Source organism: Xanthomonas axonopodis pv. maculifoliigardeniae, assembly GCF_041519315.1.
Taxonomy (GTDB): domain Bacteria; phylum Pseudomonadota; class Gammaproteobacteria; order Xanthomonadales; family Xanthomonadaceae; genus Xanthomonas; species Xanthomonas euvesicatoria.
This window is the reverse complement of record NZ_CP167998.1, coordinates 4,617,897-4,641,282: the sequence shown is the minus strand read 5'-3', so window position 1 is coordinate 4,641,282 and position 23,386 is coordinate 4,617,897. Positions and strand designations below refer to the sequence as shown.

Here is a 23,386-nt window from a genome sequence, read left to right as displayed (position 1 = left end):
TCCCTTCACGCCGAGGCTGGGTATCCTTTGACGATGCTTAAAGTCGCGTTTGCTCTTTCCTTGCTGTGCACCCTGTTCGTTCCGCTGCAAGCGGTTGCTCGGGCAACCATCGACAAGATCGAAATCAAGGGGTTGGACGGCGGCGACGACGCCGAGATGATCGAGAACATCCAGGTCTCCCTGTCTCTGTATGAGGCCGTGGGCAAGGAGCAGGGCGAATCGCGTCTGGAATATCTGTTGGCACAGGCCGAGCGGCAGACGCGTGAGGCGCTAGAGCCCTTTGGCTATTACTCGCCGACCATTACGCTGGCCGCACCGCGCGCCGGCGACAGGGTGACCGTGGTGATCACGGTGGACCGTGGCGAGCCGGTGCGGGTGCGCACCTCGCATATCTCGATCACCGGCTGGGCCGAGCAGGACCGCTACCTGGGCCAGGACCTCAAGCAGTTCGAGCCGCGCGAGGGCCAGGTCTTCAGCCATCCGCAATACGAAGCCAGCAAGGTGCGCATCACCCGGCGCCTGGCCGAGCGTGGCTACTTCGATGCCGACTTCACCCAGCGCCGCGTTGCGATCACGCGTGCCGAGCATGCGGCCGACATCGATCTGAACTGGGACAGCGGCCGCCGCTACGACATGGGCAAGGTGCGCTTCGACTACGACTACTTCCGCGACGGCCTGTTCGACCCGCTGGTGTACTGGGAGGAGGGCAGCTACTACCACGAAGGCAAGCTGGATCGGCTACGCGAGTCGCTGACCAAGCTGGATTACTTCAGCACCATCGATATCCAGCCCAAGCCCGAAGAAGCCGACGACCAGGGCCGCGTGCCGGTGGACGTCAAACTTACCCGCGCCAAGCGCACGGTCTACACCGCCGGCTTGAGCTACGGCAGCGAAAGCGGTGCCGGTGTGCGCGGTGGCGTGGAGCGGCGTTACGTGAACTCGCGCGGCCACAAGATGGACACGCAGCTGGATTACGCGCAGAACCGCAAGAGCCTGACCACCAGCTACCGCGTGCCGGCGTTCCGTTGGCTGGATGGCTGGTACACCGCCTCGGCGCGGCTGTACGACGAGCAGACCGATTACATCGACCTGCGCAACGTCAAACTCACCGGCAGCCGCAGCGGCCAGATCAACGAGCGTTGGAGCGCGATCGCCTCGATCAACGCCTTGCGCGAGCGGTGGCGTTTCAGCAGCGGCGACGATTTCGAAGGCGCGGTGTACGAGACCTCCACCCTGATCTATCCGCAGTTGCAGGCCAACTACGTCAATGTCGACGACCGGCTGTTTCCGCGCAGCGGCGTGTCGGCGCAGATGTTCATCCGCGGCGGCGCCGAAGGTGCCGGCTCCGATACCAACTTCGGCCAGCTGTATGGCCAGCTGCGCTGGTTTCTGGGCGCCGGCGACAACAGCCGGTTGATCCTGCGCGGCGAAGGTGGCACCACCTGGACCAGCGACCTGGTGGCGATGCCACCGAGCCTGCGCTTTTTCGCCGGTGGCGCGAACAGCATCCGCGGTTATGCGTTTCGCGAAGTCGGCCCGCGTACGCCCAAGCCCGACGAATTCGCGCTGGGTGCCAAGAACGTGGTCACCGCCAGTGCCGAGTACGAGCATTACCTCAAGGGCGGCCCCTGGGGCGGGGCAGTGTTCGTCGATGGCGGCAGCGCCTTCGATGACCGGCCCGACTGGCATACCGGCGTCGGCTTTGGTCTGCGCTGGCGCTCGCCGGTGGGCCCGGTGCGGGTGGATATCGCACATGGCTTGAACGATCCCGACTCGCAGTTTCAGCTCTACATCGATATCGGGGCCAACCTGTGAGCGCACCTTCCCCTACGCCGCCGGCACCGCGTCCGCGCTTTTATCGCCGGCGCCGGTTCTGGGTGGGCTCGGGCCTGACCGTGCTCGGGCTGGTGTTGCTGGCCTTGATCGCGGTCTATTGGCTGCTGCAGACCGTGGCCGGGCGCGACGTGTTGCTGGCGCAGGTCGTGGCGCGCCTGCCGGTGGGCGCCACGTTTACCTACGGCAAGGTCGAAGGCCCGGTGGCCGGCCCGCTGACCTTGCGCGATGTGGACTTCCATTATCAGGACATCCACTTCACTGCAGAACGCGTGTATCTGGAGCCGGACCTGCGCCCGCTGCTGGGGCGCAAGCTGCAGCTGGACGCGGTGCAGGTCAGCAATGCCACGTTGAACCTGGGCAAGAGCGAGGAACCGTTCACCCTGCCCAGCTGGCCCGAGTCGCTGCCGCAGATCAACGTGCCGCTGGCGATCCAGGCCGACAGGATCGATGTGCAGAACCTGCGCATCACCCAGCTGCAGCAGCCGATGATCGTGCTGCACAAGGTGCAGGGCGGGCTCGAGGTCGCCACCGGCGAGCTGCGCACGCGCGATCTGGTGATCGACACCGACATGGGCGACTTCCGCCTGCACGGCGATTACCTGCCCAACGACGACTACCGTGCCGATCTGACTGCCACTGCCGTGCTGCCTGCCGCACGCGGGCGCACCCCGGCCAGCCTGGGGCTGGTGGCACGCGGGGATCTGGACAAGATGGAAGTGGCCATTGCCGGCCGGGCGCCGGCGCCGCTGCAGGCCAGCCTGGTGTTCACCGGCCGCGACGACCCGACCTGGGCATTCAACGCCGTGACCGAGGCGCTGGATACCTCGTTGTTGATTCCGGCCGCGGAGGGGCAAGCCAACCCGCCGGCCACGCCGATCGCGCTGAACCTGCAGGCGTCCGGCAAGGGCGGCAACGCCGATCTGCACGGCAGCCTCAAGCAAGGAGAGCTGAGCGCCACGCTGCAACCCTCGCATGTCCGCCTGGCCGAGCAGGTCCTCACTGTCGAACCGTTGGTGATCGACACCTTCGAAGGCCGCACGCAACTGCGTGGCACCGCCGATTTCCGCGACACCCAGAATCCGAGTTTCCGGTTTGCGGTCAACGCCAGCGGCCTGCGCTTCACCCCGGCCGCGGATCCGGCCACGCCGGACGCGCCGCTGGTGCCGGTGGAGTTGCAAGACGCACGCCTGGGCGTGGCCGGCACCTTGAAGGCCTGGGCCGCGATCGGCCGCGCCTCCCTGGAGCGCGATGGTCAGCAGGCCGAGCTGGTCTTCGACAGCCGCGGCAACGACCAACGTGCACAGCTCAAGCAGGTGCAGGCAAAAACGCCGGGCGGCGCGCTGGATCTCACCGGTGAAGTGGCCTGGGCGCCGGAGCTGCAATGGGATGTCAGCGCGCAACTGGCCAAGTTCGACCCGGGCTATTTCGCGCCGGGTTGGAACGGCAACCTGTCCGGCAAGATCGCGTCCAAGGGTCGCCAATTGCCGGCACCTGCCGGCGGTGTCTCGCCGGGGTTCGAGGCCACTGCAGAGATACCCAGCCTGACCGGGCAGCTGCGTCAACGCGCGCTGTCGGGCAACGGCAAGTTCGCGTTGCGCGGCGAACAGGGCGAAGGCGAATTGCAACTGGCGCTGGGCAATAGCCGCATCAACGCCAAGGGCAAGCTGGGCGACCAGCTCGATATCGCCGCGCAGCTGCAGCCGTTGCAGCTGGACGACGTGCTGCCTGGCGCCACCGGCATCGTGCGCGGGCAGCTGCAGGTCAGCGGCAAGCGCGACGCACCCGACATCACCGCCGACATTGCCGGCAACGGCCTGCGTTGGGACACCTATAGCGCCCAGAGCATCAGCCTGCGTGGCCGGCTGCCGTGGCGTGGCAGCGACGGGCAATTGGCCTTGCAAGGCACCGCCATCGAAGCCGGTGTGGTACTGGATAGCGTGCGCGTGCAGGCGCGTGGCGCGGTGGAGGCCTTGCGACTGGATGCGGACATCGCCAACAGCATGGCCAGCGTCGCCCTGCAGGGCGATGTGCGGCGCAACGGCGAGCGCTGGCAGGGGCAGGTCGCCACGCTGCGCATCGCACCGGCCAAGGGCGATGCCTGGGCGCTGCGCAAACCGGCGCAGTTCAGCACCGATGGCGCCGCGTTTACCTTGTCCGACACCTGCCTGGGCGCGGCCACCGGCGGCGCGCTGTGCGCCAGCGCCAACTGGCCGCGCGAGGGCATGGTGGTGCACGGCGACGCATTGCCGCTGTCGCTGGTGCAGCCGTGGCTGCCCAAGCAGGAAGGTCGGCAGATCTATCTGCGCGGCGAACTGTCGCTGGACGGCAGCTTCAAGCCGCGCGGCAACGCCTGGGAAGGCAGCCTGCGCATCGCCTCGCCCGAAGGCGGCATTCGCTTGGGCGAAACCCGCTACGCGGCAGTGGCCGGCAATCCCAATCGCGGCGAGTTGCTGCGCTACGACCAATTCAGCGTGCAGGCCGATTTCACCCAGCAACAGATCCAGGGCAAGCTCGGTATCGGTTTCCAGGGCGCCGGCTTTGTCGATGCCAAGTTCAATACCGGCTGGGATGCGTACGCGCCGCTCAACGGCGAGCTGTATCTGAACATGTCGCGGCTGTACTGGCTGGAGCTGGTGATTGCCGACGTGGTGCGGCCGAAGGGGCTCGTCGAGGGCCACGTGAGCCTGCGCGGCACCCGCGACAAACCGCTGCTCGGCGGCGATGCCACCCTGAGCGATTTCACTGCCGAATACCCGTCGATGGGTTTGACGCTGAGCGAGGGCAAGGGCCGCTTCGATGCGCTGCCGGACGGCTCGGCCAAGATCACCGCCTCGGCCAAGTCCGGCCCCGGCACGCTCACTGTCGATGGTGGGTTGTCGTGGTTCGGAACCAGCACCCCGTTGCTGCTCAATATCCGCGGCGACAACGTGTTGGCCTACAACACCAGCGAGTTGCGCATCATCGCCAACCCGGACATGCAGTTCGGCATTACCGACAACACCATGCAGTTGCGCGGCAAGGTCACCGTGCCCGAAGCGGACATCGACCTGGAACGCCTGGACCGTGGCACCTCGGTGTCCGAAGACGTGGTGGTGCTGGACCCGGTGGACCCGGAACAGACGCCCGCATCGCCATTGGACATGGACCTGGCCATCGTGCTCGGCGACAAGGTCAACATGAGCGGCTTCGGCCTCAAGGGTGGACTGAGCGGGCAGATGCAGATCCGCGCGCGCCCTGGCCGCGAAATGACCGCCAATGGCGGGCTGGATGTGCGTGGGCGCTACAAGGCCTATGGCCAGGATCTCACCATCACCCGTGGCCAGCTGACCTGGAACAACAACATCGTCTCCGACCCGCGCGTGAGCCTGCGCGCCGAACGCAAGATCGGCGATGTCACCGCCGGCATCGACGTCAGCGGCCGCGCCGAATCGCCGCGTGCCGATGTGTGGTCCGAGCCGGCGATGTCGCAATCGGAGGCGCTTTCGTACCTGGTCCTCGGCCGCGGGCTGTCCACTGCCAGCAGCGACGAAACTCAGCAGGTCAGCGCCGCCTCGGCCGCGCTATCGGCCGGCAGCAGCCTGATCGCCTCGCAGATCGGCGCCAAGCTCGGCCTGGACGAAGCCGGCGTCAGTCAATCCAGCACGTTGGGCTCGGTGGTGGGTTTCGGCAAATATCTCTCGCCCAAACTCTACGTCGGCTACGGCGTGTCGATGGTCGGCGGCGGCTCGGTATTGACGCTCAAGTACCTGCTCAGCCGCGGCTTCGATATCGAAGCCGAATCGAGCACCATCGAGACCAAGGGGTCGGTGAACTGGCGGCGGGAGAAGTAAGCGACGGTGAACTGGCAGAAACTGCTGGCGACCGATGATCTCTGCCGCCGTTCGCGTGCAGCGCTCGTTGCATGGGTAGAGGATTACATCGGTTGCATCTGCTTTACCTGCGCTGCGCATCGGCATCGATGGCGCGTTGGACTGTGTCTACTGATGGAAAGCGCGCCATTACGCACTCTTTATGCTCGCGCCCCGGCGCGCGAATAGCTCCTTTATGCCCGCCGGGCCTACCTTGGCACTCCCGCACTGTGGTGCGTTGAGTCGAACACGATGTGTATCCTGATTTTGCGCGGTCCTCAGGCCGATCCGGCACCGTCGGTGACGATGCAGTTGCCTGAGTGTGCTGGCCGTGCGTTGCGCACGTTGGCGTGTGCCGATGTGGATCGCTTGATTGCCGAGCTGCATGCGGCCGGTGGCGATGCCGAGGTGGAGCTGGTGTTGCTGGATTCGGGCGATCTGCCCTTGTCCGAGCGCAGTTGTGCGCGAGCCTTGCGTGCTGCCGTGGACGCGTTGCCCACGCCGTATATCGAGCTGCATACCGATGCCGATCAGGAACTGGAGCCGTGGCTGCATGCGCAGCATGCGCCATTGGCAGTGGTGATCACGCCGCACGATGCGCCGCGTGCATATGCGATGTCGCTCGGCATTGCCGCGCGGTGTCTGCCGCCGATACACGCGCCACTGCGCGTTGCTGCCTGAGGAGGTCGCCATGTCGATCATGATCATGCGTGGGCCGGAGGCGGCCATGCCGCAGGTGCGTGGGCCGCAGCCGTTGCCGCGCGCCGTCATTCGCCAATTGGTGGCGTGTGCCGGGGACGCGGGCAAGACGGTGGCCTTGCGTGCCTGTGGCTCGGAACAGGAACTGCTGGATGCGCTGCGTGTGGCCGGCCAGGCGCGGATGGAGATTGCGCTGATCGATCCGGGCAGCTGTGTGGACAGTGCGCGGTTGCATCGCGTGTTGAGCCAATTGCCTTACCCCTATGTCGAAACGCACGACGACAGCGTGGACCGTCCGGAACGCTGCCTGCCGCACGGTTTGGGGCAGTGCATCGCCACGGTGCGTGGCTACTGCGCGCAGAGCTATCTGTTGGGGCTGGAGATCGCGCTGGAACATCTGGGCTGCACGGAGATTCAAGGCGATGTCCACGTCGGGACCTGAGCGGCGCCAGCTGCATTACTTCGCCGATTACGAGGGCTACTGCGATGGTCGGCCAGTGCTATGGGGGCAACTGGCGCATAGCGTGGACGTGCCGGCCGATGGCGAACTGGACGCAGCCGCGCTGGTGCGCGCGCTGCGTCGCCGTGCGGCCGAGGCGCACGGCCTGGAAGCAGGGCAGATTCGCCTATGCCAGGTCACGCGGTTGTAACTGGGAGCCCGGAGCAGCCACCACCGCGTGTGCGGCAGCCACTAGCAGCCACTCGGCGGGTGCGGCCTCTGCTCGTCCGGCATGGCCTGTGGACGCTGCGGTTGCTGCACGCTGTCCTACGCACCTGGCAACCACTGGCGACGTTTAGTTTGCTGCGCTGTGTTTGGCGCGTGGACGCGGCGTCATCGCTGCAGACGATCCCGCACCGCATTGCGGCTCACGCCGTGCAGCGCTTGCAGCCATACCAGCCCAACAACAATCACTGAAAGACACTGCCGCCCGAAGGCGGCAGTGTCGTGTTGCAGACAGGACGCGTCACTGCCGTCCTGCTAACTCCGCTCACTTGGCTGCTGCGTTGTCCGGCACGAACTTGGTCAGCTGGTTGCCGGTGGCCGCGGTGCCGAAGTTGAAGCGGCCGTAGCCGGCGCCCCAATACAGCGCGCCGTTTGCGATGGCCGGCGAACTGATCACCGAGCCGCTGGCGTTGTAGTTCCACACGGTGGCGCCGGTGTCGGCGTCCAGTGCCACCATATTGCCGGCCATCGAGCCCGCATACAGCAGGTTCGGCGACACCGTCAGCGAGCCCTGGCCGCCCGCCGGCACGGTCGGATTCACCGGGTTGACGCCGGGCACCTTGACCTGCCATTTGATCTTGCCGGTTGCCGCGTCCAGCGCGGCCCACGAACCGCCGTTATGGGTCTGCACGTTCGCCGGCCCCAACGTATAGGTGGCGTTGGAGTTGTTGTTGATGGCCACGTAGATCTGCGACTTGTACGGGTCGAACGCGGTACCCCATTCCACGCCACCGGTGGTGCCGCCGGGGCCGACCTGGGTCGACCAGACCTTGGCGCCGGTCTTGGCGTCGAAGGCCCAGTAGATGCCGCTCTTCTGACCAGCGCCGACCAACTGCTGCAACCTGCCGTTGCGCGGCACGGCAAACAGTTGCACGCCGGCACCGCCAAAGTCGTAATCCGGGCCGGTCAGGTTGGTTGCCTGCGTGTTGGGGCACAGACCGTTGGTTGGCGCCACGATGCAGGACAGGTTCCACGCATCGTATCCCTGTGCACGGTTGGCCCAGATCAATTTGCCGGTATCCAGATTCAATGAAATCACCGAATCGACGTAGTTGTCCGGCGCCATGCAGTTGAGCTCATCCTGCACGGTGAGTTCGCTGCCGCGATAAGAGCGCGCGTTTGAAATGCAGTTACCCACGCCCTGCGGAATGTTGTAGTTGTTGCCGGTGCCGAAATACAGGCGACGGTTGATCGGATCGATGGCCACCTGGCCCCACACCGATGCGCCGGTGTAACCCTCGGGCACGTTGTAGAACTGCCATACCTTCTTGCCGGTGTTCAGATCCACCGCCACCACGCTGCCGCGGAAGCTGAAGGTGTGGTTGGCCGCCAGGTTGCCCCAGTCGCCGGAGGAGACGCCGACGTAGATGCGGTTGCCGTAGATGACCGGCGAGGAGGTGATGCGCGCCTGCGGGTTGGCTTCCACCGTGGTCTTCCACAGCAGCTTGCCGGTCTTCTTGTCTAGCGCCAGCAAGGTGCCGGCGACCTGGTCGCCAACGATGATGCTCTTGGCGCTGATGGCCGGCGTGTTGCGCGTCACCGAGTTGGCGTTGCCGGTGTAATCGGACAGTTTGGCTTGCCAGTTCGGCTTGCCGGTTTGCGTGTCCACGCTATACAGCGTGCCACCCCAGTCGGGCACATACAGGGTGCCGCCTTCGACGCTGGGCGTGGCCGAGATGTCGCCGGTGGTGGTCAGCGTCCACGCCGGTTTGAGCGTCTTGGCGGTGGTGCGATTGATCTTCCACTCGCCCGGTGCGAAACGCGAGTTCAAGTAGCCGCCACCGGCGGTGGTCCAGTTGGTGGGGCTGGCGAAGGGAAGGTCTTGACCGAAGCTGCGCCAGACCTGGCCGGAGCGTGCGAATGCCTCGGTATCCAGGGACGATACCGGCTGTTGCGCGGTGGTGGCGCCAGACTGCGCGAAAGCCACGGCACTGACGAGCAGGCAAGGAACGAGCGTCAAACTGCAAAATCGCAAACGGCGTTTGGGATTGGTCATCACGGCATGTCCTAGATGGAAGGAAGCGCTGGATCCCCCCGGATCTGCTGACCGAACGATGGACGATTGACGTGACTGCGCAACACCTGCGCGGCGCTGCATTCAGACAGCGGTCGGGTCCGTTTGCATCTGGTGCGACCAGCTTGAAAAATTTACGTTCAATCGGTTCGTTATTCGCACCAATCGTGATGATTCATCACTATTTCCTGGGTTGCGATAGAAAAAATGATTGATGCGGGCTTGGCCCAGGATGCGCCGATGACGGCGGTTTGCAAGAAGTAACCAGGAAATGTTGCGCAACCTTGTGTGGTGGGCCTTTGCAACGGATGGACGCGATGGGGAAGGGCGCGAGGAGAACCCAGTGCGCAGCGTCTCCGGTCGATGGCAGCGTCCTGCGGTATGTACCGAACGGGGCGTTTGGGATCGGCGCTGTGGCCGATTGCATTGCGCATTGCTTGTCGTGCCGCGTGCGGCGGTGGCGGGATGCGCGATGCGGGTGGCCGTACCCTCATCCGTCCCTCGGGACACCTTCTCCGGCAGGAGAAGGGCATGGCGCGTTGCAGATTCGCGCACTTCGCAGCGGCGTGAGGTCGTGCGGCTGCGCGCTGGATACGCAAGCCAGCGCGACAGCAGATGTTTCGCGCGCTACGCCGTGATGGGTACCACCGATCTGCACTGCGGTAACGCTGCGCGCCGCGCATCGCTGCAGGTTATCCATCTCGACACGGAAGCGGCAGCCTTGCGACGCACAGCGCACAACGCACAACGCCTAGACGGCACCCACTGCACGCATCACGCAAATGGTCTGCGTCCGCTTACACCCGCTCCGACGCGCGCGAAGCATGTTGCACCGCAGCGGGATCGATCGCTGCCAGCTGTGCGATCGCATCCTGCACAACCGCTGGCACGCTGGCGTCCACGTCCACCGATACCACGTCCGCTTCGTCCAACGGCAGCTCCAACGTCTGCAGCTGGCTGTCGAGCAAGGTGGGTGGCATGAAGTGGCCTGCGCGGTTGCTCAGGCGGGCGGCGATCACGTGCGGGGCCGCATGCAGGAACACAAAGCGCATCGGCACGCCGCTGTTGCGCAGCAGTTGGCGATGCGCGCTGCGCAAACCGGAGAAGGCCAGCACCACCGATTCGCCGGCCTGTACGCAATCGCGCAGCGTGGCCGATAGCAGTTCTACCCACGGCAGGCGCATCGCGTCGGTGAGCGGTTGACCGGCCGCCATCTGCGCGCGTGCTGCCACGCTGTGGTAGTCGTCGGCATCCAGAAAACGGAAGCGGTAATGCGCTGCCAGCGCGTGTGCAATGGTGGTCTTGCCGCTGCCCGACACGCCCATCACCACGATGGCAAGCGGCGAAGCGGACGCGGGCGTGGCATGTGTGGCGGTGTCCATCACGTCAGGTTATATCTCTGGATCGATTCGGCATTCGAATGGATTTCACGTTGGCGGCAGCCGATGCGTGGTGTAGCGTCGGCGCTCCTCGCCAGGTGCGCGGGCACCCAGCGTAACGGCGTGCTCGGCCGGGTACAACGCATTTGAAGGTGTGTCGATGACGTCATCGCCCGCAACGTCTCCTGCATCGGCGCGCCTGCGCTGGCGCGAAAAGCTGGGCTATGGTGCCGGCGATCTGGGTCTGAATCTGTACTGGGCCAACATCTCGGCGTTCTTGCTGATCTTCTACACCGACACCATGCACCTGCCGGCGGCTGCAGTCGGCACCATGATCCTGTTGACCAAGATCGCCGATGCGATCGCCGACCCGGCGATGGGCGCATTGGCCGACCGCACGCGCAGCCGGCTGGGCAAGTTCCGCCCTTACCTGTTGTGGGGTGCGTTGCCGATGGCCGCTGCCGGCGTGCTTGCCTACACCACGCCGGATCTGGACCAGCATGGGCGTATGTGGTGGGCCACGATCACCTTCCTGGTGATGATGCTGGCCTACACGGTGGTGAGCATTCCGTACTCGGCACTATCCGGCGTGATCACCGCCGACAGCCAGCAGCGCACCGGTCTGATCAGCTTGCGTTTCATCGGTGCATTTGCAGGGACCACGTTGGTCAATTACTTCACGATGGACCTGGTGCGCTGGTTCGGCGCAGGCAACGATGCGCTGGGATGGCAACGCACGATGCTGCTGTATGGCGCAGTGGCGCTGGCGTTGTTCGTCACCGTGGCGCTGACCACGCGCGAACGCGTGCAGCCGCCGCCGCAACAACGCACGCCGATTCGTCGTGACATCGCCGACCTGCTGCAGAACAAACCGTGGTGCGTACTGTTCGTGCTGTCGTTGATCATCATGATCACGATCACCATGCGCGGCGGTGCGGGCGTGTACTACCTCAAGTACTACGTACAACGTCCGGATCTGGTCGGCCTGTTTCTGGGCAGCTACTCGGTGGCCCTGGGCGTGGGTGCGGCCATCACGCCGCTGCTGACGCGGCGCTGGGACAAGCGCCAGCTGATGTTCTGGCTGATGGTGCTCGTCGGCCTGCTGAGTTGTGCGATGTTTTTCGTGCCGGCCGATGCGGTGTGGGCGGTGTTTGTCTTGAACATGCTGATCGGCCTGGCGCTGGGGCCGAAATCGCCGTTGGCGTTTTCGATGTATGCCGATAGCGCCGACTACACCGAATGGCGCACCGGCCGCCGTGCCACGGCGATGACGTTCGCCGCGGCGACGTTTTCGCAAAAGCTCGGCGGGGCATTGGCCTCGGCCGGCATTGCCTGGGTGCTGGCTGCAATGGGCTATGTCGCCAATACCGCGCAGTCCACCGGGTCGTTGACCGGCATCGTGCTGTTGCTGACAGTGATTCCAGGCGCGGTTGCGCTGCTGGCGGCCTGGACCATGCGCTTTTATCCGCTGGACGACGGGCTGTTGAACCGCATCCAGCTCGAACTGGCCGCGCGCAAGCGCGACGAACCGGAGCACCCCTGACCGTGTCTGCAACGCCCCCCGCCACGTCCGATGCGCTGTCCAGCCTGATGGCGCCCAGCGCCGATGGTGCGCGCTATGCGCTCTATAGCCCTACTGCAATGCCCAATGCCGGCGGCTTCCTGTGGAACCGCCGCATGATGGTGCAGCTGACCTGCCGCGGTTATGCCACCGGCCAGTTCATGCAGCCGGAGCCATCGAAATACGCGCATGCGCCGATGCTGGAAGCGCGCAATTTCATGATGCCCGAGCAGCCGTACTACGCGCATCATCCCGGTCGTTTTTTCTATCTCAAGGACGAAGACACCGGCGCGTTGTACTCGGTGCCGCACGAGCCGGTGCGCGCGCAGCCGCAGGCGTTTGAATTCTCTGCAGGCAAGCACGATGTGCGCTGGCGGGTGCGCCACGACGACATCGTGGTGGAGTTGTGCGTGTCTCTACCCACCGACGATGCGGTGGAGCTGTGGGAATGTCGTGTGCACAACCTGTCCGGGCGCGCACGCAGGCTGAGCCTGTATGCCTATTTCCCGGTCGGCTACATGTCGTGGATGCATCAGTCCGGCGGTTACGAGCCGGCCTTGGGCGCAATCGTCTGCCGTAGCGTGGCGCCGTATCAAAAGGTGGACGATTACTTCCGCCAGCGCGATTTCAAGGACTGCACCTTCCTGCTGCACGAGCAGACGCCGGTGGCCTGGGACGCGCAGCAGATGGCATTCGAAGGCGAGGGCGGGTTGCACGCGCCTTCGGCCGTGCAGGCCGAGCAGCTGGGCAACCACGATGCGCACTACGAAACGCCTGCCGCCGCGTTGCAATACCGGCTGACACTGGACGCCGATGCGGCCAGCGTGTATCGCTTCGCATTCGGGCCGGCCAAGGATGATGCCGAAATCGCTGCGCTGCGTGCGCGCTATCTCTCCGAAGCCGGTTTCGCCCAGGCGGCGCGTGAATATGCGGAGTATCTGCAGGCCGGCCGTGGCTGCGTGCAGATCGCAACACCCGATGCGGCGCTGGACAATCTGGTCAACCATTGGTTGCCGCGCCAGGTGTTCTATCACGGCGACGTCAATCGCCTGACCACCGATCCGCAGACGCGCAATTATCTGCAGGACCATATGGGCATGGCCTACCTGCAGCCTGCCACCGCACGCGCGGCGCTGTTGCACGCCCTGTCGCAGCAGGAGCCCAGCGGCGCAATGCCGGACGGCATCTTGTTGGTGGAAGGCGCCGAGCTGAAATACATCAACCAGGTGCCGCATACCGATCATTGCGTGTGGTTGCCGATCTTTTTGAGCGCCTATCTGGCCGAAACCGGCGATACCAGCATCCTGGACGCGCTCGTGGCAACCCATGACGGGCAGCGCCTGAGCGTGGCCGAGCGCCTGGATGCGGCCATGCAGTGGCTACTGGATGCGCGCGATGCACGTGGGTTGAGCTTCATCGCGCAGGGCGATTGGTGCGACCCGATGAACATGGTCGGCTGGCGCGGCAAGGGCGTGTCCGGCTGGCTTACCGTGGCCACCGCGTATGCAGTGCGCCTGTGGTCGGAGATCTGCACCGCGCAAGGGCGCAGCGCGCAGGCGCAGGCATTCGGCGAAGCGGTTGCCGTCATCAACGCCGACGCCAACCGTGAGCTGTGGGACGGCAACTGGTACGCGCGCGGCATCACCGACGACGGGGTGCGCTTCGGCATCGCCGACGATGTGGAGGGGCGCATCTATCTCAATCCGCAGAGTTTCGCGCTGCTGGCCGGCACTGCCGATGCACAGCAACGTGCGGCGCTGCTGGAGGCGGTGCGCGAGCAGCTGCACACGCCGTATGGCCCGGTGATGCTGGCGCCGGCGTACACGCACATGCGCGATGACGTAGGACGGCTGACCCAGAAGTGGCCGGGCGCGGCGGAAAACGGCGCGGTGTACAACCACGCGGCGGCATTCTATTTGTACAGCCTGTACCAGATTGGCGAGGCCGACCGCGCCTGGGAAATCCTGCGCGCATTGCTGCCGGGGCCGACCCGCGAGGATGTGCTGCAACGCGGCCACCTGCCGGTGTCGCTGCCCAACTACTACCGTGGCGCGTGGCATCAATACCCGCGCACGGCCGGGCGTTCGAGCCAGCTGTTCAACACCGGCACGGTGGCATGGGTGTATCGCTGCGTGCTGGAGGGCTTGTTCGGACTGGCCGGGCAGGGCGATACGCTGGCGATCCGTCCGCAGCTGCCGTCGCATTGGCCGCACGCGCGTGCGAGGCGCCAGTTCCGTGGTGCGGACTTCGACGTCACGCTGACGCGCGAGCCGGGTCGCACCGCGATGGAGGTACTGGTCGATGGCGCGCTCTGTCCGGAGCAGCGCATCGGCAACATCGCGCGCGGGCAGGTGTATCGGGTCGAGGTCCGGTTGCCCGGATGAGTCCGCGGGCCGGTCGCCGCCTCGGCGTTGGCGGCGGCAATGGACGGCTGAAGCGGCTGGAGCGCGCTTGCGACGCCCTCCAGCTGGCTTGCGTCAGCGTGTCGGCGCTGGCCCCAGATAGGAGGCAGGCACCGGCACGGTGCTCAGCACGAGCTTCTCCAGGACGATGTTGTCGTCGATCCTGAAGACCTTGATCGTGTGCCGACCCTTCGCCAACGCGCCCATCTGCGCCGAGACGAACACCGCATTGTCCCGTACCGCGGTTGCCCAGGCTTTTTCGGCGGGCGTGTTCTGTGCCCCGCCGGTCGGGTGCAGCTCCCAATTGACGGTGGTCACCGGACCGTCGTCGATGGAGACGCCGAGGCGAAGCGGCCCGCGGTTGGACGTATCCAGTGTGGGCGCAAGATACAGGCCGAGCGTCGCAGGGCCCGGCGTGGTGACCACCACGTCGTACTCCACTGCGACACGGTCTTCGGCCGTGGTGGCAGGCTGTCCCTGCGGCAGCGCGACCAGGGCGCCTTGCGTTCGTCCCAGCGCGGGGATCGCCGTCCATTGCAGCCCCTTGTTGGCGATGACCCGCGAGAACATGGGCGCTTCGAGCGCAAGCACCCCTGGCGTTTGCGGGGCAGGCGGGGCGAATGCGATCGAGCGCGCGATCCGGTCGGGCGGCGTATCGCCGCCAACGCGGCTGATCGAGGGCATGGACTGTTGGGTCGGGTCGTTCCAGATCACATAGCTCATGTGGACCTGATTCATCATGCCGTCCCATTTGCCGCCGTTGATCGCGTGGTAGCGCTGTGTCAGGGCCTTGTCGCGCTCGAAGGTGGTTTCGACCATGTCGGCGAAGTAATTGGCACGTGCATCGTTGCGAGCGGCCAGGCGCTTGTTCCATGCGGCCGCGTAATAGAGCTGGTACAGATTGGAAACTGCCGCGATCGGGTATTCGATCAACTGGTAATAGGCATCTTGCTGGTCGGCAGGCAGGCTCGCCTTGACGCCGAGCATGCGCTGCTCGAGCGCCTGCCACTGCGCAACCATTGCGCCGAACTCGCCGCCATCCAGCTTGGCCGGCGCACCTTCGCCCAGGGCGAAGCTGTCCTGATCGACCAATTCCGGCTTTCGCCGTGCAACCAGCATGCTGTAGCGGGTGATCAGCTCTCCGATGCGTGCGGCATGCGCCGCGTCGAACGATTCCTGCGCCCATTGCTGCGGATACGCCGCAAGTGCGCCGGGCGTAATCGCTTCCGGATTCCAGGCCATCTTCAGGAAAAAGCTCAGTGGATATTCCATCGGCTTGATATCGCCGACGTTGACCACCCACAGTTGCCGTGCGCCGCGCCGATAGGCCAGATCCATCTGCTGCCAGATCTTTTCGACCTGATTGGTATTGATCCATTTGTAGTTGCGCGGCACCCCCACATAATCGAAGTGGTAGTACACGCCGTACCCACCGGCGCGCTGCAGGTCGGTGACCGGAAGACGGCGGATCTGGCCCCAATTGTCGTCGGAAAACAGCAGCGTGACATCGTCGGGCACCTGCATTCCGTGGTCGTAGTAGTCCTGCACTTCCTTGTAGAGCGCCCACACCTGCGGCGTTTGCGTGGCCGGCGCCTTCGTCACATCGGCAATGATGGCGCGCTGGTCAGCCACAACCTGTTCCAGCAAATGGCTGGCCGTGCTCTCGGCCATCGGTTCGTCGCCATCCCCGCGCATGCCGACGGTCACCAGGCTGTCGTAGCGTTGGCCGCTGCCCTTGGACATCATTCGCGCAATGCCGCCCTTCCAGAAGGCGCGCAGGTTGGCGGCATTGCGGGTGTAGTCCCAGGCGCCGCCGCTGTTGGGGATGCTCTTGAGATGCCACTCCTTCTGCGCGCGCATCATCGGCTCATGATGGGAGGTACCCATGACGATGCCCATCTGATCGGCCAGCACCATGTTGTTGGGATCATCGACATTGAATGCCTTGCCCCACATCGCCGGCCACAGATAGTTGGCCTTCATGCGCAGGCCCAGCTCGAAGACATGCGCGTACATCTTCGCATTGACGCCACCGAATTTCTTCGTCGCCCAGCCCTTCAAGGCAGGGTCTTCGTCGTTGATGAAGAATCCGCGGTAGCGCACCTTCGGCGCATCGGACACGCTGCCGCGGGTGATGAACAGGTTGGATCGATGCGCCGTTGCGACGTCGGCAAACCAGTACCACGGCGACACGCCAATCTTCTCCGAGACATCGTAGGTACCGAAGACCGCGCCACGGCGATCGGCGCCGACGATGACGAGCGCCCGATCGATCTGCGGCGTGGGGCGATCGACGACAATCTGCGTATACGCCTCCCAGCGTTGCAGCAAGGCGCGCCTGTCGATTTTCCCGGCGGCGATCAGCGCATCGATGATCGGGCTCTGGCCGAGCGTGCCCACGATCACGGCCGTTCCGCGGACGCCTGCCAGATCGGTGCTCACGCCACTGGTGCGGCCGGCAACCCGTTGCAGGTCGGCTGCGAAATTGTCGGCCACCGATCGCACGGCGGAATCGGCCGAGGCATCGACCACGACCGTGGCGGGTACGTCCGAGCGAATCAGCGCAAACGCACCGACGCTGTCGCGTTCGCACACCGACACCGGCGTGCGACAGGCCCAGGCACCGTCGGCGGCGAAAAGGCCGGCCACGATGAGCAGCAGGGATCGCACGCCCGACGGCGCACTAGACGAGATCTGGCTTCTTGCTTGAACGGACATGGGCTCTCCACATGCGGTGCTGATTTCTGGATGGTGCGACACACGGATCGATGGCACTGCCAAGCGGCGGTCGCGGCCGATGCACCGCACCGGTCTGCGCCACGCCTGCACGAGGGGGCGCGTTCCATCGCGTGGTGATGAACGCGCAATTGGGTGCGTTGACTGCCGTCGTTGCACTGCAACAGTCGATCGCACTGGCGCAGTGACGCAAGCGATGACCTTGTGCCTGGCATTGCTGTCATGCAAGACGCCATCGAGCAATGAAATGCTTTGGGTACATCGTCCGATTCAAGGTGGACAGACAGTATGTTGTGTTAGCGCTAACATCAAGCCCGCCGGCAAGCGCGGCTGCTCGGTAGACGCTCCGCAGCCCTGCGCAGGTCGCGTCTTGCGCGGCGATGGTTTCGCCGAGCGCGGCGATGGTCGCTGTGTGGCTCAACCGTGCGGCATGTGTGAATGGCCACGGGCGCCGCGCCGGTGGCCGCACACCAACCGCAGATATGCCCCCAGTCCGCGCGGGCATGTTTGCGCAATCTGCGATGCCTATGCCCGGCAAGGCGGGGCGCAGTGCAGGCCACCAAGGCCTTGCGCAGCCCGGCAGGACGCAACGCGCATGCCGATGCACCCACACCGCAGAGCCGCCCGGCCCGGATGCCGCGCCTGCAACGCCGATGGGCGCGACTGCGTAAACTCCACCGCTGGCGCTGCGCCACGTCGGAGGACATGTTGGTCTCGAGCTGGATCCTGCTGCTGGTGTCCCTGGGTTACGCAGCCCTGCTGTTCGGGGTGGCGTGGTGGGGCGACCGCCGCCCGCTGTATCCGGAGCGGCCGTGGCTGCGGCCGGCGGTCTACAGCCTGGCGCTGGCGGTGTATTGCTCGTCGTGGACCTTTTACGGCGCGGTTGGCTCGGCGGTGCGCAATGGCATCGGCTACCTGCCGATCTATCTGGGCCCGCTGCTGTTGCTGCTGTTCGGCTGGCGCATCATCGAGCGCTTGGCGCTGATCGCGCGCGCCGAAAATACCGTGTCCATCGCCGATTTCATCTCCTCGCGCTACGGCCGTTCGCGCCGCCTGGCCGCGTTGGTGGCGGTGATTGCACTGATCGGCATCGTTCCGTACCTGGCGCTGCAATACAAAGCGGTGGCGATGAGCCTGGAAGTGCTGACCGGGCATAGCAGCGCCGGGCGCGGCATCTTCGCCGACCCGGCGTTTTATGTGGCATTGCTGATGGCCCTGTTCGCCACCTTGTTCGGCACCCGCCAGGTCGACGCCACCGAACACCACCGCGGCATGATGCTGGCGATCGCACTGGAGTCGGTGATCAAGCTGGTCGCCATCGTGGCGGTGGGGCTGTTCGCGTGGCTATGGTTGAGCGAGCACCAACTGCATATCGCCGATTCGGCGCGCACGCTGTTCGAGCACACGCCGTCGGTGGGCTTCATTTCGCAGACGCTGCTGAGTTTTCTGGCCGTGATCTGCCTGCCGCGCCAGTTCCATGTGGCGGTGGTCGAATGCAGCGACGTTGGCGATATCCGCCGTGCGCGTTGGTTCTTCGGCGCCTATCTGGTGATCATCTCGGCGATGGTGGTGCCGATCGCTTCGGCAGGCATCGCATTGTTCGGCAAGGGCAGTGCGGTGGTCGACGATGCGGTGGTGCTGGCCCTGCCACTGAGCCAGGGCAACACGGTGCTGGCGCTGGTGGCGTATGTGGGCGGGTTTTCGGCGGCCACCGGCATGGTGATCGTGGCCAGCATCGCGCTGGCCACCATGGTCAGCAACGACCTGGTGATGCCGGTGCTGCTGCGTCGCCGCGGCAGCGCCGATGCGCGCGCGGCGGTGGCCTCGCGCGTGTTGTGGATCCGACGTGTTGCCATCTTGCTGCTGGCGCTCATTGCCTATGGGTATCACCGCAGCGTGGCCAACGACACCACGCTGGCTGCGTACGGGCTGATGGCATTTGCCGCGGTGGCGCAGTTTGCGCCCGGTGTGATCGGCGGGCTGTATTGGCGCGGTGCCAGCCGCAAGGGCGTGGAGACCGGCATGGCGCTCGGCTTCATGACCTGGATCTACACGCTGCTGCTGCCGGCGGCCACGCGCGCCGGCTGGCTGCAGACCGACTGGCTGGTGGACGGGCCGTTCGGTATCGCCTGGCTGCAGCCGCAGCAGCTGTTCGGCATGCGCGGCTGGGACCCGTTGGCGCATGGCACGTTCTGGTCGCTGCTGATCAACGTGGGCGCGATGATGCTCGTCTCTGCGCGCTGGCGTCCCGGCGTGGACGAACGGTTGCGTGCAGCGCCGTTCCTGGACCCGTACGCGCAGCGCCCGGCGGTGGCCGGCGACTGGCCGGGGCATGTGCGCGTGGCCGATCTGCAGGCGCTGGCCGAGCGTGTGGTGGGCGAGCGGCACGCGCATCGCGCTTTCGTCGACCAGGCGGTGCTGCTGGAACGCGAGCTGCAGCCCACCGTGGTGGCCGACCGCGCCTGGGTACAGTTCACCGAACGCCTGCTCGCGGCCTCCATCGGCGCCGCCTCCGCGCGCCTGGTGCTGACCAGCCTGTTGCGCGGTTCGGGCATGGAACTGGGCGAAGTGGTGGCAGTGCTGGACGAAGCCGGCCAGGAGCTGCGCTTCAATCGCGAGATCTTGTCCACCACGCTGGAAAACATCAGCGCCGCGGTCAGCGTGGTCGACCCGGACATGCGCCTGACCGCCTGGAACCGGCGTTATCAGCAGTTGTTCGGCTATCCCGATGGCATGTTGTATGTGGGCCGGCCGGTGGCCGATCTGATCCGCTACAACGCCGAGCGCGGCGAACTGGGCGAGGGCGATATCGAAGACCAGATCGACCGGCGTATCCGGCATATGCGCGCCGGCTCGCCGCATGTGTTCGAACGCACCCGCAGCGACGGCAAGGTGATCGAGATGCGTGGCCAGGCGCTGCCGGGCGGTGGCTACGTCACCAGCTACAACGACATCACCGACTACAAGCGCGCCGAACGCGCGTTGCTGGACGCCAACGAAAACCTGGAACAACGCGTGGCCGATCGTTCGCGCGAAGCCGAGCTGGCGCAACAATCCAAGACCCGCTTTCTGGCGGCCATCAGCCATGACGTGTTGCAGCCGCTCAACGCCGCGCGCCTGTTCGCCTCGGCCTTGCGCGAGAGCCATCAGAACAACGAAGAGCAGCGGCATCTGGCCGAACGCGTGGATGCCTCGCTGCGTGCGGCCGAAGAATTGCTCGACGGCTTGCTCGACGTCTCGCGCCTGGATGCCGGTGGATTGCGTCCCACGGTCGAGGATTTCGACGCCAGCGCGCTGATGCACGAGCTGGCCGCGCAATACGCGCCGGTGGCGGCCAGCCGTGGTCTTCAGCTACAGGTGCATGTGCGCCCGATCTGGGTGCGCAGCGACCGCCGCCTGCTGCGCCGGGTGATGCAGAACTTCCTGGCCAATGCGCTGCGCTACACGCGCCAGGGCCGCATCGTGCTGGGCATGCGCGGGCGTGGGCAGCAGGTGGAGCTGCAGGTGTGGGACACCGGCCCTGGCATTCCCGAGCACCACATGCGGCAGATCTTCGAAGAATTCCGCCGCTATCAGCAGCCCTTCGATTGGGGCGAGCAGGGTCTGGGCTTGGGTCTGTCGATTTGCCAACGCATCTCGCGCCTGCTCGACCACGACCTGAGCGCGCGTAGCCAGGTCGGCCGAGGCAGCATGTTCTCGATCCTGTTGCCGCGTGTGGCGCCGGTTCCGGTGGCACCGCTGTTGCCGGTGACGGCCGCACGTGCATCGCCCAGTGGCGATTCGCTGGCCGGCCTGCGCGTGCTGTGCGTGGATAACGACCGCGAAATTCTCGATGGCATGCGCGCGCTGCTCGGTCGCTGGCAGGTGGAGGTGATCACCGCCAGCACCGTGGACCAGGCACTGGAACGTGCGCGCGAACAGCCGGACCTGATGCTGGTGGATTACCACCTGCACGACCGCATGGATGGCCTGGACACGCTCGATGCCGTGCAAGCCGCCGCACCGGCGCCGATCGCCGGCGCCCTGCTCACGGCCGACGGCCGCGACGAACTCAAGCAGCTTGCGCGCGAACGCGGTTACCGGCTGCTGACCAAGCCGGTGAAACCGGCCTCGTTACGCGCGTTCCTGAGCGCCTACCACGATGCAAAGACACGCTGACAGGTGCGACTGCAGCGTAGCAGCGTGCCTGCGCGCGATTGGGCATTACCGATAACGCTCCGTCGCGCGCAGGCACGCTCCTACGAGGAGAGGTGCTTACGCCGCGCCGCTCAGGTGCTCGTAGAGAATCACGCTGCCGACGATCACCAGAATCAGTCCACCCAGCATTTCAGCGCGCTTGCCGATCAGATTGCCCAGCGCGCGGCCCAGCATCACTCCGGCAGTGACCATGCTGAAGGTGCACAGGCCCACCACCACCGCCACCACGCCGATATGCACATCAAGAAACGCTAGGCTGACGCCGACCGCCATCGCATCGATGCTGGTGGCAAAGCCGGTGGTGGCCAAGCCCAGCACGCCATGCCGTTTTGGCGTGTCGGAGGCTGCGTCTTCGGCATCATCCGGCCCGTCGCGCAGGCCGGCAACGATCATGTGCGTGCCCAATGCGCCCAGCAGCACGAAGGCGATCCAGTGATCGTAGGCAGACACATAACTGGATGCGGCACGGCCCAGCAGCCAGCCGATCACCGGAGTGATGGCTTCGATGCAGCCGAAGATCAGGCCGGCGCGTAGCGCATCGCGCCACTGCGGTTTGCGCATCGCCGCGCCCTTGCCGATCGCCGCGGCAAACGCATCGGTCGACATCGCAAAACCGATCAACACAATGGAAAAAGGAGACATCGACACTCTCGGGTTGGGCACGGTCACAACGACATGCGCCCGCGCCAACCGTCGTCGTGCACGCATGCCGCTGGTCTCGCCAAACCGAACTGGTTGCCTGCACCACGGCGCACTGGCCGAGTATGTTGATGCAGGCGCTTTCGATGCACGAAAGCAGGCTACTCCCCAAGGGGCGCGCAGTGTACCAACGCATTGCCGCGTTCGGTGCGTTTGCACTGCACGCGAAGGTCGGTCTGATCTTTATAGCCGTGGCTATCCGGGCGCCATGCGTGCGGCCTGCCCGCTTCTTCGAGCTGCCCAACAAGTGTGTATTTCTTACATCGCAGGCATCGACGTGCGGCGCAGTGGCAGCACGGGCGATGCGGCATCGCGCAGGAGCCGGGCGCCTGGAAACGCGTATGGCAGGCGACGGCGCGCGTGCGCCGGGCGTGCAAGTGGCTAGTGCAGCGCGCTGGAAATCTCGGCGGTTGCCGCACACAGGGCCTGCAACGCCGCTTGCGGGCTCACCAGCGCAGGGCGCCGTTCGATGAAGGGCACCGTGAGCGTGTAGCTGGCGCTGCCGCGTTGCAGGATCGGTGCAGTCAGATCGACCACGCCCACCACTGCCTCGCTGGGCTGCATGGCATAGCCATCGCGGCGCGCCTGCGCGGCGGCGGCCAGGAACTGCGCGCGCTCGAATGGCACGTCGCTGGCTTCGAGCATGTCCAGCCAGCGCGCCTGCACCTCCGGCTGCTGGAAGGCGAACAGCACCAGCCCGGAGCTGGAATGCGTCAACGGGCGACGATGCCCCGGGCGCACCACCAGGCCCAGGTCGCTGGGCACGTCCATTTGCGCGATCACCACGATCTGGTCGCCGGACGGCGCCACCAGGTGGCAGGGCTGGAAGATCGCATCGGACAGCCGCCGCATCACCGGCAACGCGGCCTCGCTGATGCTCTGCACGTGCGGCTGCTGCATGCCGAGCATGAACAGCCGGTTGGTCAGCACGTAATCGCCTTCGCCATCGCGCGTGAGGTAGCCGCGCTCTTCCAGCACCTGCAGCATGCGAAAGATCTCCCCGCGCGAGCGCCCGATACCCTGTGAGATCGCGCCCATGCTCATCGGCTGTGCCTGGCGGGCGAGCAATTCCAGGATGTCCAGCCCCTTGTCCAGGGCGGGTGCGCGGTACTTGGCGGGTTCGGTGCTCATCCGTTTGCGGATCCAGGCAAGGTGCGGCGCGCCAGGGTACAGGCATCGCAGGCACGGCGGCGGTGGAGGTCTCTTCGTGCAAATATAAACAAAGATTTTATATTTGCATGGTGCTGGCCTGCGCAGTACGCTCGTCCGATTGCAACGCAAGCGCCACAGC

At 65.5% G+C, this 23,386-nt stretch carries 13 protein-coding genes and 1 riboswitch; of the genes, 8 read left to right on the top strand and 5 right to left on the bottom strand.

The genetic code is table 11. The features are described 5' to 3' along the window. Positions 1 to 33: 33 nt before the first annotated feature. The 5 genes from ACDH77_RS19740 to ACDH77_RS19720 all read left to right on the top strand — a co-directional run bounded on the left by ACDH77_RS19740 (position 34) and on the right by ACDH77_RS19720 (position 7,033). Positions 34 to 1,815 (top strand): autotransporter assembly complex protein TamA, encoded by a 1,782-nt coding sequence (locus ACDH77_RS19740; RefSeq protein WP_008571752.1) that lies wholly within the window; start codon positions 34 to 36, stop codon positions 1,813 to 1,815. Next, positions 1,812 to 5,666 carry a translocation/assembly module TamB domain-containing protein gene (locus ACDH77_RS19735; protein ID WP_372353617.1) on the top strand — a complete coding sequence of 1,285 codons (3,855 nt, stop codon included), beginning with the start codon at positions 1,812 to 1,814 and terminating at the stop codon, positions 5,664 to 5,666. Before ACDH77_RS19740 ends, ACDH77_RS19735 begins: the two co-directional genes overlap by 4 nt. 270 nt (positions 5,667 to 5,936) lie before the next feature. Continuing rightward, positions 5,937 to 6,365, top strand: coding sequence for a hypothetical protein (locus ACDH77_RS19730; protein WP_008571740.1), 429 nt, complete (start codon positions 5,937 to 5,939; stop codon positions 6,363 to 6,365). A gap of 10 nt (positions 6,366 to 6,375) precedes the next feature. Further along, positions 6,376 to 6,825 (top strand): type II 3-dehydroquinate dehydratase, encoded by a 450-nt coding sequence (locus tag ACDH77_RS19725; RefSeq protein ID WP_014091453.1) that lies wholly within the window; start codon positions 6,376 to 6,378, stop codon positions 6,823 to 6,825. Beyond that, a complete protein-coding gene (locus ACDH77_RS19720; protein WP_005914565.1) occupies positions 6,806 to 7,033 on the top strand; it encodes a hypothetical protein in 228 nt (75 codons plus the stop codon). Before ACDH77_RS19725 ends, ACDH77_RS19720 begins: the two co-directional genes overlap by 20 nt. A gap of 339 nt (positions 7,034 to 7,372) precedes the next feature. On the opposite strand, the gene ACDH77_RS19715 is transcribed toward ACDH77_RS19720, so the two are convergent. Both ACDH77_RS19715 and ACDH77_RS19710 read right to left on the bottom strand, forming a co-directional pair. Further along, complete coding sequence (locus ACDH77_RS19715) at positions 7,373 to 9,103, bottom strand: PQQ-binding-like beta-propeller repeat protein (RefSeq protein ID WP_008571737.1); 1,731 nt, start codon at positions 9,101 to 9,103, stop codon at positions 7,373 to 7,375. Between the two features lie 815 nt (positions 9,104 to 9,918). Continuing rightward, positions 9,919 to 10,503 carry a gluconokinase gene (locus ACDH77_RS19710; RefSeq protein WP_008571736.1) on the bottom strand — a complete coding sequence of 195 codons (585 nt, stop codon included), beginning with the start codon at positions 10,501 to 10,503 and terminating at the stop codon, positions 9,919 to 9,921. A 157-nt stretch (positions 10,504 to 10,660) separates the two neighbouring features. On the opposite strand from ACDH77_RS19710, the gene ACDH77_RS19705 reads away from it, so the two are divergent. Together ACDH77_RS19705 and ACDH77_RS19700 are read left to right on the top strand one after the other, a co-directional pair. Then, positions 10,661 to 12,043: an MFS transporter gene (locus ACDH77_RS19705; protein ID WP_008571735.1), complete on the top strand. Its 1,383-nt coding sequence runs from the start codon at positions 10,661 to 10,663 to the stop codon at positions 12,041 to 12,043. Positions 12,044 to 12,045: 2 nt separating this feature from the next. After that, entirely contained in the window at positions 12,046 to 14,445 is a 2,400-nt protein-coding gene (locus ACDH77_RS19700; RefSeq protein ID WP_218556131.1) for a GH36-type glycosyl hydrolase domain-containing protein, read from the top strand. A 93-nt stretch (positions 14,446 to 14,538) separates the two neighbouring features. On the opposite strand, the gene ACDH77_RS19695 is transcribed toward ACDH77_RS19700, so the two are convergent. Next, positions 14,539 to 17,181 (bottom strand): glycosyl hydrolase 115 family protein, encoded by a 2,643-nt coding sequence (locus ACDH77_RS19695; RefSeq protein WP_372353616.1) that lies wholly within the window; start codon positions 17,179 to 17,181, stop codon positions 14,539 to 14,541. A gap of 723 nt (positions 17,182 to 17,904) precedes the next feature. Here ACDH77_RS19695 and ACDH77_RS19690 point away from each other — a divergent pair. Next, complete coding sequence (locus ACDH77_RS19690; protein ID WP_031424891.1) at positions 17,905 to 21,357, top strand: PAS domain-containing hybrid sensor histidine kinase/response regulator; 3,453 nt, start codon at positions 17,905 to 17,907, stop codon at positions 21,355 to 21,357. Between the two features lie 96 nt (positions 21,358 to 21,453). Here the strand turns inward: ACDH77_RS19690 and ACDH77_RS19685 are convergent, their stop codons facing one another. Both ACDH77_RS19685 and ACDH77_RS19680 read right to left on the bottom strand, forming a co-directional pair. After that, positions 21,454 to 22,038, bottom strand: a complete 585-nt coding sequence (locus ACDH77_RS19685) for a manganese efflux pump MntP family protein (RefSeq protein ID WP_008571731.1) — start codon at positions 22,036 to 22,038, stop codon at positions 21,454 to 21,456. A gap of 12 nt (positions 22,039 to 22,050) precedes the next feature. Beyond that, positions 22,051 to 22,211, bottom strand: a riboswitch (yybP-ykoY riboswitch). A 265-nt stretch (positions 22,212 to 22,476) separates the two neighbouring features. Beyond that, positions 22,477 to 23,226 (bottom strand): IclR family transcriptional regulator, encoded by a 750-nt coding sequence (locus ACDH77_RS19680; RefSeq protein WP_372353615.1) that lies wholly within the window; start codon positions 23,224 to 23,226, stop codon positions 22,477 to 22,479. Positions 23,227 to 23,386 lie beyond the last annotated feature (160 nt).

Bases quoted from the DNA above. Each gene is read 5' to 3' on its own strand.
- ACDH77_RS19740 (WP_008571752.1), top strand. From the start codon at position 34: ATGCTTAAAGTCGCGTTTGCTCTTTCCTTGCTGTGCACCCTGTTCGTT.
- ACDH77_RS19730 (WP_008571740.1), top strand. From the start codon at position 5,937: ATGTGTATCCTGATTTTGCGCGGTCCTCAGGCCGATCCGGCACCGTCG.
- ACDH77_RS19725 (WP_014091453.1), top strand. From the start codon at position 6,376: ATGTCGATCATGATCATGCGTGGGCCGGAGGCGGCCATGCCGCAGGTG.
- ACDH77_RS19720 (WP_005914565.1), top strand. From the start codon at position 6,806: ATGTCCACGTCGGGACCTGAGCGGCGCCAGCTGCATTACTTCGCCGAT.
- ACDH77_RS19715 (WP_008571737.1), bottom strand. From the start codon at position 9,103: ATGACCAATCCCAAACGCCGTTTGCGATTTTGCAGTTTGACGCTCGTT.
- ACDH77_RS19710 (WP_008571736.1), bottom strand. From the start codon at position 10,503: ATGGACACCGCCACACATGCCACGCCCGCGTCCGCTTCGCCGCTTGCC.
- ACDH77_RS19705 (WP_008571735.1), top strand. From the start codon at position 10,661: ATGACGTCATCGCCCGCAACGTCTCCTGCATCGGCGCGCCTGCGCTGG.
- ACDH77_RS19695 (WP_372353616.1), bottom strand. From the start codon at position 17,181: ATGTCCGTTCAAGCAAGAAGCCAGATCTCGTCTAGTGCGCCGTCGGGC.
- ACDH77_RS19690 (WP_031424891.1), top strand. From the start codon at position 17,905: ATGTTGGTCTCGAGCTGGATCCTGCTGCTGGTGTCCCTGGGTTACGCA.
- ACDH77_RS19685 (WP_008571731.1), bottom strand. From the start codon at position 22,038: ATGTCTCCTTTTTCCATTGTGTTGATCGGTTTTGCGATGTCGACCGAT.
- ACDH77_RS19680 (WP_372353615.1), bottom strand. From the start codon at position 23,226: ATGAGCACCGAACCCGCCAAGTACCGCGCACCCGCCCTGGACAAGGGG.